The organism is Proteus vulgaris (genome assembly GCF_011045815.1).
Classification (GTDB): domain Bacteria; phylum Pseudomonadota; class Gammaproteobacteria; order Enterobacterales; family Enterobacteriaceae; genus Proteus; species Proteus vulgaris_B.
On sequence record NZ_CP047344.1, the window covers coordinates 688,522 to 704,769 of the forward strand.

Genomic DNA, 16,248 nt, shown 5'->3' on the forward strand with positions numbered 1-16,248 from the left:
AAAAATTATTGGAGTAACATGTTCGGCCAATCCTACTGCGTGGAGAGGGTCTCTCGTAGAGGTAAGCTCTAGGAAAAAACATGTCTTGGTCAGAATTTAAATCTCAATACCTGATCCGTTTTTGGAAGCCTCTTCCAGCGGTTATTGCGGCAGGTATCTTATCAACTTACTACTTTGGTTTAACCGGCACTTTCTGGGCTGTCACTGGTGAATTTACTCGCTGGGGTGGTCACGTTATGCAGTGGTTTGGCGCTCATCCTGAAGAATGGGGTTATTTTAAAATCATTGGCCTTGAAGGTACGCCGTTAACGCGTATTGATGGCGTGATGATTATTGGGATGTTTGGTGGTTGTATTATGGCGGCGCTTTGGGCAAATAACGTCAAACTTCGCCATCCTCAACATAAAATTCGTATTCTTCAAGCCGTTCTTGGTGGGATCATTGCTGGTTTTGGTGCGCGTTTAGCAATGGGATGTAACCTTGCGGCTTTCTTTACGGGTATTCCTCAATTCTCTTTACATGCTTGGTTTTTCGCGGTTGCAACGGCAATTGGTTCTTATTTTGGTGCCAAGCTTTCACTGATGCCACTGTTTCGTATTCCTGTAAAACTGCAAAAGGTCAGTCAAGCCTCACCGATTACCCAAGACAAACAACGTGCAAAACGTCGCTTTAGATTGGGAATGGTTATCTTTTTTGCCATGATTGCGTGGTCTTTAATTATTCTTTTTGATTCACCAAAACTGGGTTTTGCTATGCTAGGCGGTATTGGTTTTGGTATTTTAATTGAACGAGCGCAAATCTGTTTTACCTCCGCTTTCCGTGATTTATGGATAACGGGCAGAACCCATATGGCAAAAGCGATTATTATTGGTATGGCAGTGAGTGCGATTGGGATTTTCAGTTATGTCCAATTAGGTGCTGCGCCTAAAATTATGTGGGCAGGGCCGAATGCTGTAATTGGTGGTTTACTCTTCGGTTTCGGTATTGTACTTGCTGGTGGGTGTGAAACTGGCTGGATGTATCGTGCCGTGGAAGGCCAAATTCACTTTTGGTGGGTTGGATTGGGTAACGTTATCGGTTCTACATTATTGGCTTACTACTGGGATGATTTTGCCTCACTGCTCGCAACGGATTACGACAAGATTAATTTACTTGATACCTTTGGTCCTGTGGGGGGATTAGGTGTGACGTATCTAATGCTTGGTGTGTCATTTGTATTATTACTTTGGTGGGAAAAACACTTTTTCCGTAAAAAAGCCCAACAAGAACAATCTATTTCAACGCAGATTAATAAGGAAATCGCATGAACCAAAAAGACACTATTATTCCTGATTATCGTCTAGATATGGTCGGTGAACCTTGTCCTTATCCTGCGGTGGCAACGCTCGAAGCCATGCCATCACTGAAAAAAGGTGAAATATTAGAAGTGGTGAGTGATTGCCCTCAATCAATCAACAATATTCCGCTTGATGCTAAAAATTACGGATATACTGTATTAGATATTCAACAAGATGGTCCGACTATCCGTTATTTAATTCAAAAATAAATTTTATTTCTATTAGATAAAAAAACAGCCTATACATCGTGAATGATAGGCTGTTTTCTTGAGAAGATATGATTACTCGGCTTCGCCACCTAAGACTTCAGTGACTCGTTCAATTAAAGCGCTTAATTCACCCGTCATTAAAACGAAGTCGGCATCAAAACGTTGGGCAAAATCGGCTTTATCGATATCATCATTTTGTTCACGTAAAGTTTCACTGAATTTAATGCGTTTGATAGAGCCATCATCACAGAGCATAAATTGAAGGCGATCTTCCCAATCTACAGAAAGTTTGGTGACAAATTTGCCTGCTTCAATATGTGTCGCAATTTCATCAGAGACTAATTCTTGTTTCTTACAACGAATAACACCACCTTCTTCTAGTACGGCTTTTAGCTCCGCTTCATCCATTAAGGTAAAACCGGCTGGAAGCTCACCTGAACGTACCCATTCAGTCATTTTTAGTTCAACCGATTCATTAAAGTTGAGAGGAACAACAGGGAGTGAGCCTAAGGTCTTGCGTAACAAGGCTAAGTTATCTTCAGCGCGTTTTGCACTACCTGAATCAACAATGACTAATTGTTTTTCTAAATCTAACCAAATAAAAGTTTGTGAGAATTTGCTAAAAGCACGAGGAAGTAGGGTGTGAACTACTTCATCTTTTAGGGTCGCTTTTTCTGTTTTTTTCAGTTTACGTCCTTGTTCACCTTCAAGTTTTTCAACTTTGTCCTGTAAGGCGTTTTTAATTACTGTTGCAGGTAAGATTTTGTCTTCTTTTCGTGCACATATCATCACGTGCTTACCAGCAACATGAATAAGGGCTTCACCGCGATCACCCATAGGTGAAACCCAACCTGTTCTGGTCATATCTTGGCTACTGCAAGGTGTGAATGCCAATGAAGCAAGCTGTTGTTCTAACTCATCCATTGACAGTGCTATCTCTTTATTTAATCGATAGACCAAAATATTTTTAAACCACAGCATCTGACATTCCCCTTAATCATTATTTACCGCATTATGATACTGAATGTTTAGGGTATCTAAAAGGTAATATCCCTTAAAAGAAAATATCCATAATGTTATTTAATAAAAAAGAAAAAAAGCTGAAACGAATAATTAGTAAATCTACTCTATGATAATGAGTTTTATTCTTATTTGGATTGAGTTAACTAAGAATATTAATACTGAAATAATGAGATTTTCAGCACAAGCTCTTATGTGATAATAATCACATAATTTCACTTTTTAACCATTTTTTGTTTACAATATGAAATCATTTTCAGATTTATCCCTGCATTAATTTACAAAACAAAAATCTTCTTGACGCTCTCATGTGATAGTTGTCACAAAAACAGGAAAATATAAAGGGTGATTTTTCATAAATAGCAAAGTGATATGCATCACAGATTTGAATATTTGTTTTTAAAATATTGCCAAAATAGCACGATTGGGCTTTTTATATTAACCAAGGTTATAGTTTAGATTTTATAATGTTTTATCCTATTTCTTTGTGACTTGTACGTATTGATTAGATATTGTGATTGAATGGTATTCTTGTGCTTCTCTTTTTAATATTTGTAGTTAATTATTCTTTTTTTGAGTGAGTGTTACTCGTTACCACCAGTTAAATTGTATTTAAATGTGATTTTGCTTTTATTTAAATAAGAAATAAATATAAAGATAAAAAATTATTAATTAGGGATAACAATATTCAAATCTTTAGTGTTATTTATTTAGTGGTTAAAATTAATACTTCCTTTTAAATATATTAAATAGGGGGATAAATTTTTTATTAGCAAAAAAAAGAGTCTTGTAACAAAATGAAATCTAAAAGAAAAATCAAAAAATGTTATTTTTGAAAAGTTGATTTAGTTCAAAAAACACGTATCTTTACCTTTAATTGTGATGCCTATCACTTAGGTATGTAACCATGAAATTGCATGTTGGTGTAATTGTGGACTACATCACGAAAGAAGGGCTTTTTTTTGAGTAACATGCCAACGAAAACTCAACGACCTATTTCTTTTCCTAACAGAAATAAAAGCAATGCCCTTATTTAAATATAATGAGGATATTATTTTTGTGTCTTATTGGTGATTACGTCTGTGTCAAGGAATTAAAACCTTTAAGAAAATTTTGTAGAGTCATAATTAGTAGCTATAAAAATTATCAATTGTGAGAGCGATTTTCTTTTTCGAAATTCGTGGCAGAGATCTTTTGTCTGAATATCAGGTCAACTATATACGGCGGTATTATTTTTGACCTTAAAGAAAATCATAAAACTATAGAAAATAGATGGGTATTTTAATCATGAAAAGCTTGAAGCCTCTAGCAGCACTGGTTGGTTTGTTGGTTCTTTCTGGATCTGCAAACGCAGTAAACGTGTATAACGATAAAGGTACACGTTTTGATGTAAACGGTCAGTTCCGTTTAAAAACACAAGTGACTAGCAAAGATCACGAAATGCGTATGCGTGATGATGGTAGCCGTATCGGTTTCTTCGGTTCACATGAACTGACTAACGACATCAAAGTATTTGGTAAATTAGAGTGGGGTTCAGATACCCAAAAAACTAATAGTGATAACAAATATACCAACTTTGATATGTTCAACCGTGTGGGTTATGTAGGTTTCTCTCACCGTGATTATGGTCAAATTCAGTTTGGTCGTACCTATATTCCGATCGACTGGGTGAAAAAATCAAGCTATGGCTATGGTAACACGGGTGTATTCTACTTCAGCGATGTATTAAGTCGTTCTGTTGGTAGTCAAAGTAATGGTGTTGGTAAAAACAACTTTATGACCCGTTTACCACAGACTATCTTTATTGAAACTAACCGTTATGAAGGCTTTAAATTAGCTGCAACTGTAACAGGTAAAGATGGTAAAGATGAGAAAGACGGAAAACCAGGTGATCGTAAGCAAGGCGATATTCGTAATGCTTACTCTATTGTTGGTTTCTATAAATCAACCTTCGGTTTAGAGTTTGATGGTGGGTACTCATCAGCAACGGGTGAACAAAACTTCTATGATGGCCCTAACAAAGGTAAGCAACCAGAGAACAGTATTTTAGCTTTTGGTGCTGAATACTTCTTCCCAGGTCGTGAATTTTCTATCGGTTTAGACTATGGTCAATCCCGTGCTAAAAACTCTAGCAATGTAGTTGCTCAAGGTGCGGCTCCAACTAGCTCATATTCAGTTAAAGGCGACTGGAAAGCAGACCTGTATGGTGTTGGTGTGAAATGGCACTGGGATCGTATCGAAAGTGGTATGTATGCGGGTTACTACCTGCGTGATGGCGATGCTAACACATACAACTATAAGAAAGAGACTTATACTGTGGGTGTAGATAAACGTTTTGCGGTATCTAAATACAACAACTTACGTTTATTCGCTGAAATGGCATACGATGATGCGCGTAGTGATAGCGAAGCGTATGAAGATAAAAAACAATATATCTTCGAAACAGGTATGCGTCTGTACTTCTAGTCCTTTCAAAGGGACTGTTTAACAGAAGTAACGAAAGGAGAGCCATTTTGCTCTCCTGTTAACCAATATATAAGGGGTGTGTAATGGTTAAGAATGTGTTGAAAATTTCAACATTAGCAATGTTTGTCGCATTCAACGTGAATGCTGCGACAGTCGATCTTCGTATTATGGAGACGTCTGATGTTCACAGTAACTTAATCGACTTTGACTACTTCAAAGACAAACCAACAGAACAATTTGGTTATGTCCGTACTGCTAATCTAATTAAAGCAGCAAAAGCTGAAGCAACCAATGCGATTTTAGTTGATAACGGCGACTTGATCCAAGGTAGCCCACTGGCTGACTATCAAGCAGCTAAAGGCTTAGAAAAAGGCGAATCTCATCCAGCTCACCAGCTGATGAACACCATGGGCTACACAGTAGGTAACTTTGGTAACCATGAGTTTAACTATGGTTTAGATTACCTGAAAAAAGCCATTGCTGGTGCAAAATTCCCTTACATCAACGCCAACGTGATGGATGCGAAAACAGGCAAAAACTATTTCACACCTTATATCATTGTTGATACACCAGTAAAAGATCGTGATGGTAAAGAACACACTATCAAGATTGGTTATATCGGCTTCGTTCCACCACAGATCTTAATCTGGGATAAAGCCAATCTGGATGGTAAGGTCGTTGTAAATGATATTACAGAAACAGCGAAAAAATTCGTCCCTCAAATGAAAAAAGAGGGTGCTGACCTGATTGTGGCTATTCCTCACTCTGGTTTCGCGTCAGAGCCGTACAAAGCAATGGCTGAAAACTCTGTTTATTATTTAAGTGAAGTTGAAGGCATCAATGCAATCATGTTTGGTCACGCTCACGGCGTATTCCCAAGCAAAGAATTTGAAGGCATTAAAGGCGTAGATACAGCGAAAGGGACGGTAAATGGTGTTCCTGCTGTTATGCCTGGCCAATGGGGTGATCACTTAGGTGTCGTTGATATGGTAATCAATAACGACAGCGGTAAATGGGTGATGACTGAAGCAACCGGTGAAGCGCGTCCTATCTTTGATAAAGCAAACAAAAAAGCATTAGTTGAACGTGATGCTGAATTAGCTCAAATCATCGAAAAAGCACACCAAGGTACCCGTGATTTTGTGGGTAAACACATTGGTAAAGCTTCTGCCAATATGTACAGCTTCTTAGCATTAGTACAAAGCGATCCAACTGTACAAATCGTTAATGATGCACAAGTTGATTACACCAAACACTTTATTCAAGGTGATCCGAACTTAGACGGTTTACCAGTATTAGGTGCAGCTGCGCCGTTTAAAGCGGGTGGCCGTAAAAATGCACCAGCAGACTTCGTAGAAGTTGAAAAAGGTGACTTAACATTCCGTAACGCTGCAGACTTATATCTGTATCCAAACACATTAGTGGTTGTTAAAGCGACCGGTGCGGATGTTGTTGAGTGGTTAGAATGTTCAGCGGGTATGTGGAATCAAGTTGACCCTAACTCAACTAAACCACAAGAACTGATCAACTGGGATGGTTTCCGTACTTATAACTTCGATACCATTAGTGGTGTGAACTATAAAGTTGACTTAACTCAACCAGCTAAATATGACGTTGATTGCCAAGTGGTTAACAAAGATGCGAATCGTATCAAAGAAGTGACTTATGAAGGCAAACCAATCGATCCTAAAGCAACATTCTTGATCGCAACAAATAACTACCGTGGGTACGGCGGTAAATTCGCAGGTACAGGTGAAGCGAATATTGCGTTTGCATCTCCAGATGAAAACCGTGCAATTTTAGCTTCTTATATTGCTAAACAAACTAAAGAAAAAGGTGAAGTTGCGACTAAAGCCGCTAACAACTGGTCATTCTTACCTATTAAGACTGACAAAGCGTTAGATGTCCGTTTTGAAACTTCACCAAGTGAAAAAGCAGCTGCATTTATTAAAGATTTCTCTCAATATCCAATGACTTTCGTGGAAAATGATGAAATTGGTTTTGCAATTTACAAAATCGATTTAACTGAGAAGAAATAAGCCATTAAGCCTGTCCATTCTGGGCAGGCTTTTCTTACCTTTATGAACCAAGAGAGTGAATTTATAACTCTTTAGGGGGATTTTATGCGCTTTATGAAGCTATTACCTGCTGCTTTTGCTTTAGTGTTAGCAGGATGTGCAACGCAAGCACCTGAAATTACAGAACCATTAAAACCTCAGGCTAAATTAGTTGAAGGCGTATCTTGTATTGTACCTGATGCACCAACAGCACCTTACGACTACATTGCTTCTAATGATCGCTATGGTCAAAACAGCACAGCATCAACAGATTACTTTAAGTTAGCAATTAACTACTCACCGGCTTTTTGTGATTATAAAAGTAATAATATTAAACGTTTAAATAACGATAATGAAAAAGATCGTGCAAAACGTGAGTACGATAAATTTGAAATCCAATGCTTCTCAGATAATAAATTTGGTTGGATTGTTCATGGGCTGTGGGCTGAAACCTGTGATGGTAAATCATGGGAAGACTGCCGTGATTGGAAAGACATACGCAAGCATCCTCGTTTATGTAAAGGTGATTTACCACCTTTAGAATACTCTGCTATCAAACCTTATCTGTGTGATTCTCCGGGTATCGATCTGTTACAAGGCGAATGGGAAAAACATGGTGTTTGTGCGTTTGATACACCAGATGCATTCTTTGGTAAACAAAAAGAGTTGTATGAAGCGTTAGTATTACCAGAGGGCCGTCCTTCAAATAGTGCATTGATTAAGTTCTTAAAAGAAAACAATCCATCACTGAAGGATAAAGAAATTCAAATTAATCGAGATGAATTCTATATCTGTTATAGCAAAGATTTCGAAGTAATTGATTGTCCGAAACGTGAATTTTGATCTTAGGGATAAATTTTAAATGAACCATAAATATAAACTCGTTGCACTTGCAGTAAGCTCAGTCTTATTAGCAGGTTGTGCAAAAAACTACGACGAAGCTAATGTTGTTGATGTGCGTGTTATCGCAATGAATGACTTCCACGGTGCGCTAAAAGCGCCAGGTCCAAATAAACCTGGTGGCATTGAGCACATGGCTACGTTAATTAAAGAAATGAAGAAAGATAATCCGAACAACATCGTTGTTGCTGCGGGTGATATGGTTGGCGCAAGCCCACTGTTATCTTCAATGTTCCATGATGAGCCTTCAATCGAAGCATTATCATTAGCGGGCTTAGAAGCGACTTCTGTGGGTAACCATGAATTCGATAAAGGCATGGGCGAGTTACTGCGTAAGCAAAATGGTGGTTGCCATCCAGTAACAGGTTGCCAAGGTCCTACTGAGTTTAAAGGTGCTGATTTCCAATACTTAGCGGCTAACGTGATTGTTAACGAAACAGGTAAAACATTACTGCCTGAATACGTTATCAAAGAATTTAACGGTATTCCTGTTGCTTTCATTGGTGTCACCTTGGAAGGAACTGCAGCAATCGTAACGCCTAAAGGTACTGAAGGTTTAAGTTTCCATAACGAAGCAAAAACCATTAACGCATTAGTGCCTCAGTTAAAAGCACAAGGTGTTCAAGCGATTGGTGTGTTAATTCACGAAGGGGCTGCACAGCGTCGTGATGGTGGTCCAGTAAACATCAACGCATGTAATGGTATTACAGGTAAAGTACTGGGTGTTGTTGATCAATTAGATCCAGCGATTGACTTCGTTGTGACAGGTCACACTCACCAAGCTTACAACTGTACTATCAACGGTAAATCAGTGACATCGGCGCAATCAAACGGTGCAATGTTAACGCGTATCGATCTGAAATTAGATAAAACAACTAAAGATGTTGTTGATGTAGAAGCTCGTAATATTTGGGTTGATAACCGCAAATATGAAAAAGATCCAGCAGTCACTAAACTGTTAGAAGCTTACGAAAAAATCGCTACCCCATTAGCTAACCGTATTATCGGTAAGTTAGAAGGTAATTTAACTAAGCAAACCAATGACGCGGGTGAATCTGCTCTGGGTCAAGTGATTGCTGATGCACATTTATATACTGCAAAACCAAAAGATATGGGTGGCGCACAAATCGCATTTATGAACAGCGGTGGTATTCGTGCTGATATGACAGGTGGTGATGTTTCTTATAACGCAATCTACACTGTACAGCCATTCTCTAACGTACTGTTAACTCAAACATTAACGGGTGAGCAAATCAAACGCCTGTTAGAACAACAATGGGATCGTTCACGTCCACAAGTGTTAGCGATTTCAGGTAACTTCCAGTACACATGGGATAGCAAAGCCTCTAATGGTAACCGTGTTATCGTTGAATCAATGAAAATTGACGGTAAACCAGTAGATATGAAAGCATCTTACCGTGTTGTTGCTAACGAATACTTAGCAACGGGTGGTAGTAACTTCTCTGTCCTGAAAGAAGGTAAAGATCCAGTTTACAGCGTGCCAGATGTTGATGCAGTCGTGAAATACTTTGCTGAGCAGTCTCCAATTGCTCAACCAAAAGCAAATAACATCACACGTAAATAACGTATTTTCATACGCCTTGTGAAAATCGCACCTTTTACTTCGGTAAAGGGTGCGTAAATAAATAAAGAGAGCAAAGTGTTGAACACAAAGGGTCCATCCCTACCTTTGTATTCATTACGCACTTTGCTCTTTTTTATGTTTTTTGTTCGCCAATGTGCGGGAATAAACATAAGAGTCAACGCCTTTACAAGTAATAATTTGTGGTGTATTGTGTTATTTTGCGACAAAAGATTGCATTTTGTCGTTATTCTAAACTTATAAAGTTCTAAAGTTATAACTGCCGTGAGGCTTGGAGTGTAAGTAATGGCTATTTCCGTAAGATTAGATGAAGACTTTGTGTCTGATGCTAAAATTCATGCGGAAGCGAAAAGCAGAAGTGTTCCTAAACAAATTGAACACTGGGCTAAAATAGGGCGTATAGCTGAAGATAACCCTGATCTGTCATATAGCTTTATCGAAGAATTGTTACTGGCACAGGCGGAAGTCGAAAACAAAAAGGTTTCTCGATATGTCCGAACCACAAAAAGAGATTGATGTTTATCAGTCAGCTCGATTTGAAAAGGCAATGAAAAAGTTGCCTGAATCAGATGTGAAAATTATTGAAGATGAAATTGATCAAATAATTGATAATCCATTGATTGGTGAACAGAAAAAAGGCGATCTTGCTTATCTCAGAGTACACAAATTTAGGCTTAATGAGTTGACTGCACTACTCGGCTATTCATGGGTAACTAACAAAGTTGAACTGTATCTACTGCATATCGGTTCTCATGAAAATTTCTATGATGCACAGAAAAAACAGCGAAAGACCGATCTGAAACTGATTAAGTAATAAAAGAGTGGTGGCATAAGGTCACCACTCTTTTTTTATGGATATGTAATAAAAAAAAGCCCACAGTGGCTGTGGGCAAGGAATGAAAGTGAAAAAAAGAGGGTATTACTTATTGCTAGGGTTTTTTGTCAGATGTCTGTTCTAACACTTATTTGAAGATTTTAAAGCGTGAATCATCTTCCATATAATTCTTCTCACCAGCCTCTTGTTCAATTGAACCAAAGACCATTTGAGCTCTTAATTTCCATGTTTTTGGCAGATCCCAAGTTGCATGAACTTCATCATCAATAATTGGGTTGTAGTGTTGTAATGAAGCACCTACGTTCTCTGCTGCTAATGCAGTCCAAACAGAAAGTTGTGCCATACCACTTGCTTGCTCTGACCATACAGGGAAGTTGTCGGCATACAGTGGGAACTGTTCTTGCAGACCTTTTACGATGTCAGTATCTTCAAAATACAAAATTGAACCAGCACCTGCGGCGAAGCTATTAATTTTTGCTTCAGTTGCACTAAATGCTTCTGCAGGGACTAATTTTTTCAGGGTGTTTTTAACAATATCCCATAGTTTTTGATGTTGTTCACCAAACAGAACAACCACACGAGATGTTTGTGAGTTAAATGCAGTTGGGCTTTCTTTAACCGCTTCTTTGATAATCGCCGTGACTCTGTCTTCGCTAATTGGAAGTTGATTACCTAAATGATAAATTGTTCTACGTTTTTTCATTAAATCAGTAAATGCGTTAGACATGATGTCTCCTTGATAAATTTAAGCGCTTAAAGCGTGTCTTAGCTTGGGCTAATCTATGGACATACTATAGGTGCTATTGGTGATTTATTGATATATAAAAAATTTAATCAGTTACGTCAAAATATTCGACCTAGTTTTTAACTGACTGATTTATGTATTGTTTATTTTCATATCTAAACTCAGGAGCAAGCTGGCTAATACCTAATCCACCGGCTTTTTTTACTTTGATCTGTACCGGAATGCGTTCTTTCATGGCTTCTACGTGACTAATCACACCAATAATTTTGCCAGAAGCATTAAGACTATCGAGTGCATCTAGTGCGATATCTAGCGTATCAGGATCGAGTGTGCCAAAGCCTTCATCTAGAAATAGTGATTCAATCTGCGTTTTATTACTGACCAAATCAGAAAGCGCGAGAGCGAGCGATAAACTAACTAAGAAACTTTCTCCTCCAGAGAGAGTACGTGTATCTCGTAGAGCATCGGCTTGCCATGTGTCTGCAATTTGTAGTTCAAGACTTGCGGGTGTTTTACGTTGTAAGAAATAACGTCCATGTAGTTTTTCTAAACGACGATTGGCCAAATAAATTAAATGATCGAGCGTTAATCCTTGAGCAAAACGACTAAATTTATCTCCTGAAGCAGAACCCACCAATTCGTTTAAATAACTCCAATCATCAAATTGAGCTTGTTGTTTAGAAATATGGGTAAGTAGGCTTTGTTGCTCTTTACGTTTTGCTTCATCTGTGCGTAATTGCTCTTGGATACGAAATTTTGTCTCTTGTAAGTGAGTAATTTGTGTTTCTAACAGCAATAATTGAGTATTAATTTGTTCGATATTTTGCTGTGTTGCCAATAATGGCTGTTGTGACAAATGTTGTTGATATACCTTTTCTTGTGTATCCAAACGTGTTTTTTCTTGCAGTAGCTTATCAAGCCGTTGTTTTTGTTGTTCTTGTAAACGGTTTCTTTCTTCGACTGATAACAAGGATGTTAAAAATGCATTTTCGTCAGCAAAGAGGCTATTTTTTAACCTATTGTGATATTGCTCAATAATGCTTTTTGAAAGTGTATGAAGCCGTTGTAACGATTTTTCATTTTCCTGATATTGACCAATAAGTTGATTCAGACGAACTTCAAGTTGGTTTTTTTCTTCGCTATATTTCTCAATAACTTTTTGTAATAACTGACTTTTTTGTTCTAATTCATTGCGTGCATCTTCGGTGGATTGTATCCCGAATAAAGCTTGGCGTTGTGCTTTCAACTGTTCTTGTTGTTGATGTAGTTGTTTAAAGTGGATCAAGACATGCTCAAGTTCTTTTTGAGTTTCAGCTAAATAGCGTTTTCTCTCATCTTGTGTTAATGACAATTCACGAATTATTTGCAGTAATTCCTGATTTGCTTTTAATGTCGATTGATATTGTTGACTCTCTATTTTACGCGCATTAAGCCATTGAGTTTTTTCTTCGAATTGGCATAACTGATAGCCTTGTTGTTCAACACGAGATTGGATTTCTTGTGCTAATTGTGTCTGTTGTTGCAAATATTGTGCTGTTTGTTGCTGTTTATTGATGACTTCTTTTTGTTGTTGAGTAAATTCATTTTGTTGATAAAGAATAGCTTGCTGTTGTTGATTAAAAAGCTCCTTAGCATCAGATAACAGTTTGTATTCTTGCTGAATTTTGGTTTCTAATACGTTATAACTGGATTGTTTTTGTTTCAGTAAAGTATCTTCTGCCTCAAGTTTGGCATCTAATTTAGTCAACGCATCTTCTTTGCAGTCAGCATCAGGCAATGCGTATGTTTGTGCTAAGATTTGCCATTGTTGTTTTAATGTCGCTATATCTTGAGTGAGTTGTTCACTATCTTCATTGAGTTTTTTGTTTTGAGCTTGATAGTTAGCGCATTGTGTTTTTTGTTCCACTAACTCTATTGTTAATGCATGAACTTGTTGTGTTAAAAGATCTAATCGTGTTTTTGTTTCGTCTGGTTTAATTTCTTTATATTTTTCAACATAAGGATGTTCTGTTGAACCACAAACAGGGCATGGGTTATCTTTAACTAGATGTTGTCTCTCTTCTTCATATTCCGCTAACTTTCGTATTAAAAGATAATTATTATTTAAATCTTTAAGATGTTGTTCTTTCTCTTTTAAAACAATGTCATTTTTGTGGATACTTTCAGTCAGCATAACTATTGTTTGCTGATTTTCTGACTGAGTTTTTTGGTATTGATGTTCTGTTTTTATCGCTCGCTGTAATTGAGCCTGTAATCCCATCAATTTAGCTAGGGCGTTTCTTTGTTGTGATATTTGCTGTAAACGAGGAGGGATATCTGTAATTGCATCAGCTTTATTTTGTTGCTCAAGTTGTGTTTGCCACTTCTTTAATTGCTGTTGCTGTAAATTAAGACTGTATTGTTGTTGCTCTAGTGCTTTAGTTGCTTTTTCTAAGGCGAGTTTGAGAGTGCGTTCTTTTTCTTGCTCTGTTTTTTCACTCTTTTTGCTAATAAGATATTTTTCTGTGATTTCATCATATTGCTCAAAATAGCGTTGCCATAAAGGTAGATTTTCAGCAAGTTGAGCATAAGCCGTATGTTGGCTTAAATAATCATTTAATTCACTGGCTTGTTTTTGTGATGTTGTTAGTTGGTGTGCTGTTGATTGAATTTTTTCTAGATATTCTGATTGCGTTTTTTCGAGTGTATTTTTTTGCTGTGTCTTTGTTGAAATATCTTGTTGTAGCAAGGCTAATTGATTATCTAATGGCGTCACTTTTTCGCGAATAAGTTGTAATATCTGCTGTTTTTTCTCATCGTGTTGTTTAAATGTGTCACGTGCTTCAATTAAATGCTGATTAATTGGTTGGCTTTGTTGCTCAATAAGCTGTTTTTCTGCTTTTAGTGCTGAGAGTTGTGACTCAATATAGGTTTGTTCTTTTAATAGGCGATTTTTTTCATCATAAATCGGGCGAATTTTTTCTGCTGGCTCGCTATTTTCCAGACGTTGAATATCAGGTTTTGCAGCAACTAATGCTTCTTGCGCTAAGTTAACCTCAGTTTGCGCTAGTGCTTTGTTTTTATTGAGTTCAATTTCTTTTTCTTGCCACTGTTTTGCTACTTGATATTCCTGTTGTTCTTTTTGTAATAGGCTCTCTTTGGCAAAAAGATCTGTTTGTTCCGTTAATAAAGCTTGGCGGGCATTTTCATCTAATAATGCCATCATTTCAGCCTGTTGCTTGAGTGTTTTTAACGTTTGTTCTTCTTCACGCCAATGTTTAAAGATTGATTGGGAAATATGACGATAAATATCTGTACCAGTGAGTTCTTCGAGTAACTCTGCGCGAGATTTGTCATCAGCATTAAGGAATGCTGCAAATTGTCCTTGTGAAAGCAACATTGATTTAGTAAATCGGTCAAAATCCAGCCCTGTAATATTAATGATCATCTCTTTTACTTGGCTTATCTTGCTCGCTAATATTTTGTCCTCACCCTCCGTGATATTTATTTTGACAAGTTCAGCTTGTGGTGCCTGAAGATTGCCATCTTCTTTATAATTAGCGCGGCGTTGTTCCCAAAATGCACGATAAGCGACACCTTTGACTTCAAATTCAACTTCCGCCAAACACTCCGCAGTATGACGTGTCATTAATTCATTTTGCGATTGTGTGACTTTGTCTAATCGTGGTGTTCGATGATAAAGCGCTAAACTAATGGCATCTAAAAGGGTTGTTTTTCCCGCACCAGTAGGGCCAGTAATCGCAAACAATCCGTTGCTAACAAAAGGCTCTTGGTTAAAGTTAATTTTCCATTCACCTTTTAAGGAGTTAATATTTTTAAAGCGCAGACTTAAGATTTTCATTTTGCTTCATTATCCTCTTGTTCTGCCATCTCAACTGCTTGTTTAAACAATGTGGTTAACCGCGTTTTAGTTTCTTCTGAATCAAAATCATGTTGTTCTAAACGTCTTTCAAAAACATCATAGACCGTTAATTCTGTCAGTGTTTCTTTTTCATTTTGAATGAGCACTTGGCGTTGTTTTCTGGATCTTCTTAATAAAACCACATCAAAAAGAGGGTCGTTAGTTAGCTCCTGAATACGCGCTTGTATATCACTGAGATAATCTTGTGTAGAAACTTCAATATCCAACCAGATAGTTGTATCTGGTTCAGCATATTGTTTTTTTAAATTTTCAAGCTGTGTGGCTATTTCTTTTAATGAGCCAGTAATTGTGCGCAATATCTGAAATTCGGGGATAGGGAGTAGCGTAAGCTCAGTTAATTTATCTTGCTCAAAATCAATAAGGCAGACACTTTTTTGTTGCCCACTCTCATCAAAACTTAAAGGAATTGGAGAACCACTGTAACGAATATGCCCTGATTTATTCACCACTTGAGGGCGATGAATGTGGCCAAGAGCAATATAATCAAATTTAGGAAACAGGGTTGCAGAGAAGGCTTCTAAAGTACCGATATATATTTCACGTACAGAATCGGTCACACTTGCACCGATCGTTGTCAGGTGGCCCGTCGCAATAATAGGGATCTTGGTGTTCAATTGTTCACGTAAATCGAGAGCTGCTTGATATTGAACTTGATAATAATCAGCAATTGCTTCTTTTAGCGCGTTTTGTTTTTCAGCACCGGATTGCCCACTTCGGCTAGTTATCATATCTCTAGGGCGTAGATAGGGGATCGCACACAGTAAGGCTCCTGGCGTGTTATCTTTTTGACTAAGAATTAGCGGTGCTTGTGGCGTTTCGGTATGGACATTGGCAATAACAGTAGTATTTAAACACGCCAATAGTGATTTAGATTCATTGAGTGTTGCGACAGAATCGTGATTTCCACCTAAAATTATCAATTGGCATTGTGTGTCTCTCATTGCAACAACAAAGCGGTTATACAGTTCTCTGGCATAGCTTGGGGGTGAGCCAGTATCAAATATATCACCAGCAACAATTAAGGCATCGACTTGATAAACTTTGATTTGTACTAACAACCAATCAAGAAATTGTTGATGTTCTTGTGCACGGGTTTTAGTAAAAAAATATTGCCCTAAATGCCAGTCTGATGTGTGAATAATCCGCATTGCTAT

Annotated in this window: 12 protein-coding genes; 8 read left to right on the forward strand and 4 right to left on the reverse strand. The window is 37.6% G+C overall.

Features of this window, described 5'->3' with window-relative positions:
- Positions 1-80: 80 nt before the first annotated feature.
- Both yedE and yedF read left to right on the forward strand, forming a co-directional pair.
- On the forward strand, positions 81-1,307 hold the full coding sequence (gene yedE / locus GTH24_RS03240; protein ID WP_072069434.1) for a selenium metabolism membrane protein YedE/FdhT: 1,227 nt from the start codon (positions 81-83) through the stop codon (positions 1,305-1,307).
- Positions 1,304-1,546, forward strand: a complete 243-nt coding sequence (gene yedF / locus GTH24_RS03245) for a sulfurtransferase-like selenium metabolism protein YedF (protein WP_072069433.1) — start codon at positions 1,304-1,306, stop codon at positions 1,544-1,546. Before yedE ends, yedF begins: the two co-directional genes overlap by 4 nt.
- 72 nt (positions 1,547-1,618) lie before the next feature.
- Here the strand turns inward: yedF and rdgC are convergent, their stop codons facing one another.
- The gene (gene rdgC, locus GTH24_RS03250; RefSeq protein ID WP_072069432.1) at positions 1,619-2,527 is read right to left on the reverse strand and encodes a recombination-associated protein RdgC; all 909 of its coding nucleotides are present in this window, start codon (positions 2,525-2,527) and stop codon (positions 1,619-1,621) included.
- Positions 2,528-3,853: 1,326 nt separating this feature from the next.
- On the opposite strand from rdgC, the gene GTH24_RS03255 reads away from it, so the two are divergent.
- The 6 genes from GTH24_RS03255 (at position 3,854) to GTH24_RS03280 (ending at position 10,406) form a co-directional block, all read left to right on the forward strand.
- On the forward strand, positions 3,854-5,032 hold the full coding sequence (locus tag GTH24_RS03255) for a porin (RefSeq protein ID WP_231619330.1): 1,179 nt from the start codon (positions 3,854-3,856) through the stop codon (positions 5,030-5,032).
- Between the two features lie 83 nt (positions 5,033-5,115).
- Positions 5,116-7,071: a bifunctional 2',3'-cyclic-nucleotide 2'-phosphodiesterase/3'-nucleotidase gene (locus GTH24_RS03260; RefSeq protein ID WP_072069430.1), complete on the forward strand. Its 1,956-nt coding sequence runs from the start codon at positions 5,116-5,118 to the stop codon at positions 7,069-7,071.
- 84 nt (positions 7,072-7,155) lie between these two features.
- Positions 7,156-7,932, forward strand: a complete 777-nt coding sequence (locus GTH24_RS03265; protein ID WP_072069429.1) for a ribonuclease T2 family protein — start codon at positions 7,156-7,158, stop codon at positions 7,930-7,932.
- A 19-nt stretch (positions 7,933-7,951) separates the two neighbouring features.
- Positions 7,952-9,574 carry a bifunctional metallophosphatase/5'-nucleotidase gene (locus GTH24_RS03270; RefSeq protein WP_115350484.1) on the forward strand — a complete coding sequence of 541 codons (1,623 nt, stop codon included), beginning with the start codon at positions 7,952-7,954 and terminating at the stop codon, positions 9,572-9,574.
- 303 nt (positions 9,575-9,877) lie between these two features.
- On the forward strand, positions 9,878-10,108 hold the full coding sequence (locus GTH24_RS03275; RefSeq protein ID WP_072069428.1) for a ParD-like family protein: 231 nt from the start codon (positions 9,878-9,880) through the stop codon (positions 10,106-10,108).
- Positions 10,083-10,406, forward strand: a complete 324-nt coding sequence (locus GTH24_RS03280; protein ID WP_072069427.1) for a type II toxin-antitoxin system RelE/ParE family toxin — start codon at positions 10,083-10,085, stop codon at positions 10,404-10,406. Before GTH24_RS03275 ends, GTH24_RS03280 begins: the two co-directional genes overlap by 26 nt.
- Positions 10,407-10,554: 148 nt before the next feature.
- On the opposite strand, the gene GTH24_RS03285 is transcribed toward GTH24_RS03280, so the two are convergent.
- The 3 genes from GTH24_RS03285 to sbcD form a co-directional block, all read right to left on the reverse strand.
- The gene (locus GTH24_RS03285) at positions 10,555-11,154 is read right to left on the reverse strand and encodes a nitroreductase family protein (protein WP_072069426.1); all 600 of its coding nucleotides are present in this window, start codon (positions 11,152-11,154) and stop codon (positions 10,555-10,557) included.
- A gap of 130 nt (positions 11,155-11,284) precedes the next feature.
- A complete protein-coding gene (locus tag GTH24_RS03290) occupies positions 11,285-15,013 on the reverse strand; it encodes an AAA family ATPase (protein ID WP_164525944.1) in 3,729 nt (1,242 codons plus the stop codon).
- The gene (gene sbcD / locus GTH24_RS03295; RefSeq protein ID WP_072069425.1) at positions 15,010-16,242 is read right to left on the reverse strand and encodes an exonuclease subunit SbcD; all 1,233 of its coding nucleotides are present in this window, start codon (positions 16,240-16,242) and stop codon (positions 15,010-15,012) included. The genes GTH24_RS03290 and sbcD overlap by 4 nt, the downstream gene beginning before the upstream one ends.
- Between the last annotated feature and the right edge of the window lie 6 nt (positions 16,243-16,248).

Coding starts and splice junctions, on each gene's coding strand:
- GTH24_RS03265 (WP_072069429.1), top strand. CDS start 7,156: ATGCGCTTTATGAAGCTATTACCTGCTGCTTTTGCTTTAGTGTTAGCA.
- sbcD (WP_072069425.1), bottom strand. CDS start 16,242: ATGCGGATTATTCACACATCAGACTGGCATTTAGGGCAATATTTTTTT.
- GTH24_RS03270 (WP_115350484.1), top strand. CDS start 7,952: ATGAACCATAAATATAAACTCGTTGCACTTGCAGTAAGCTCAGTCTTA.
- yedE (WP_072069434.1), top strand. CDS start 81: ATGTCTTGGTCAGAATTTAAATCTCAATACCTGATCCGTTTTTGGAAG.
- rdgC (WP_072069432.1), bottom strand. CDS start 2,527: ATGCTGTGGTTTAAAAATATTTTGGTCTATCGATTAAATAAAGAGATA.
- yedF (WP_072069433.1), top strand. CDS start 1,304: ATGAACCAAAAAGACACTATTATTCCTGATTATCGTCTAGATATGGTC.
- GTH24_RS03260 (WP_072069430.1), top strand. CDS start 5,116: ATGGTTAAGAATGTGTTGAAAATTTCAACATTAGCAATGTTTGTCGCA.
- GTH24_RS03255 (WP_231619330.1), top strand. CDS start 3,854: ATGAAAAGCTTGAAGCCTCTAGCAGCACTGGTTGGTTTGTTGGTTCTT.
- GTH24_RS03280 (WP_072069427.1), top strand. CDS start 10,083: ATGTCCGAACCACAAAAAGAGATTGATGTTTATCAGTCAGCTCGATTT.
- GTH24_RS03285 (WP_072069426.1), bottom strand. CDS start 11,154: ATGTCTAACGCATTTACTGATTTAATGAAAAAACGTAGAACAATTTAT.
- GTH24_RS03290 (WP_164525944.1), bottom strand. CDS start 15,013: ATGAAAATCTTAAGTCTGCGCTTTAAAAATATTAACTCCTTAAAAGGT.
- GTH24_RS03275 (WP_072069428.1), top strand. CDS start 9,878: ATGGCTATTTCCGTAAGATTAGATGAAGACTTTGTGTCTGATGCTAAA.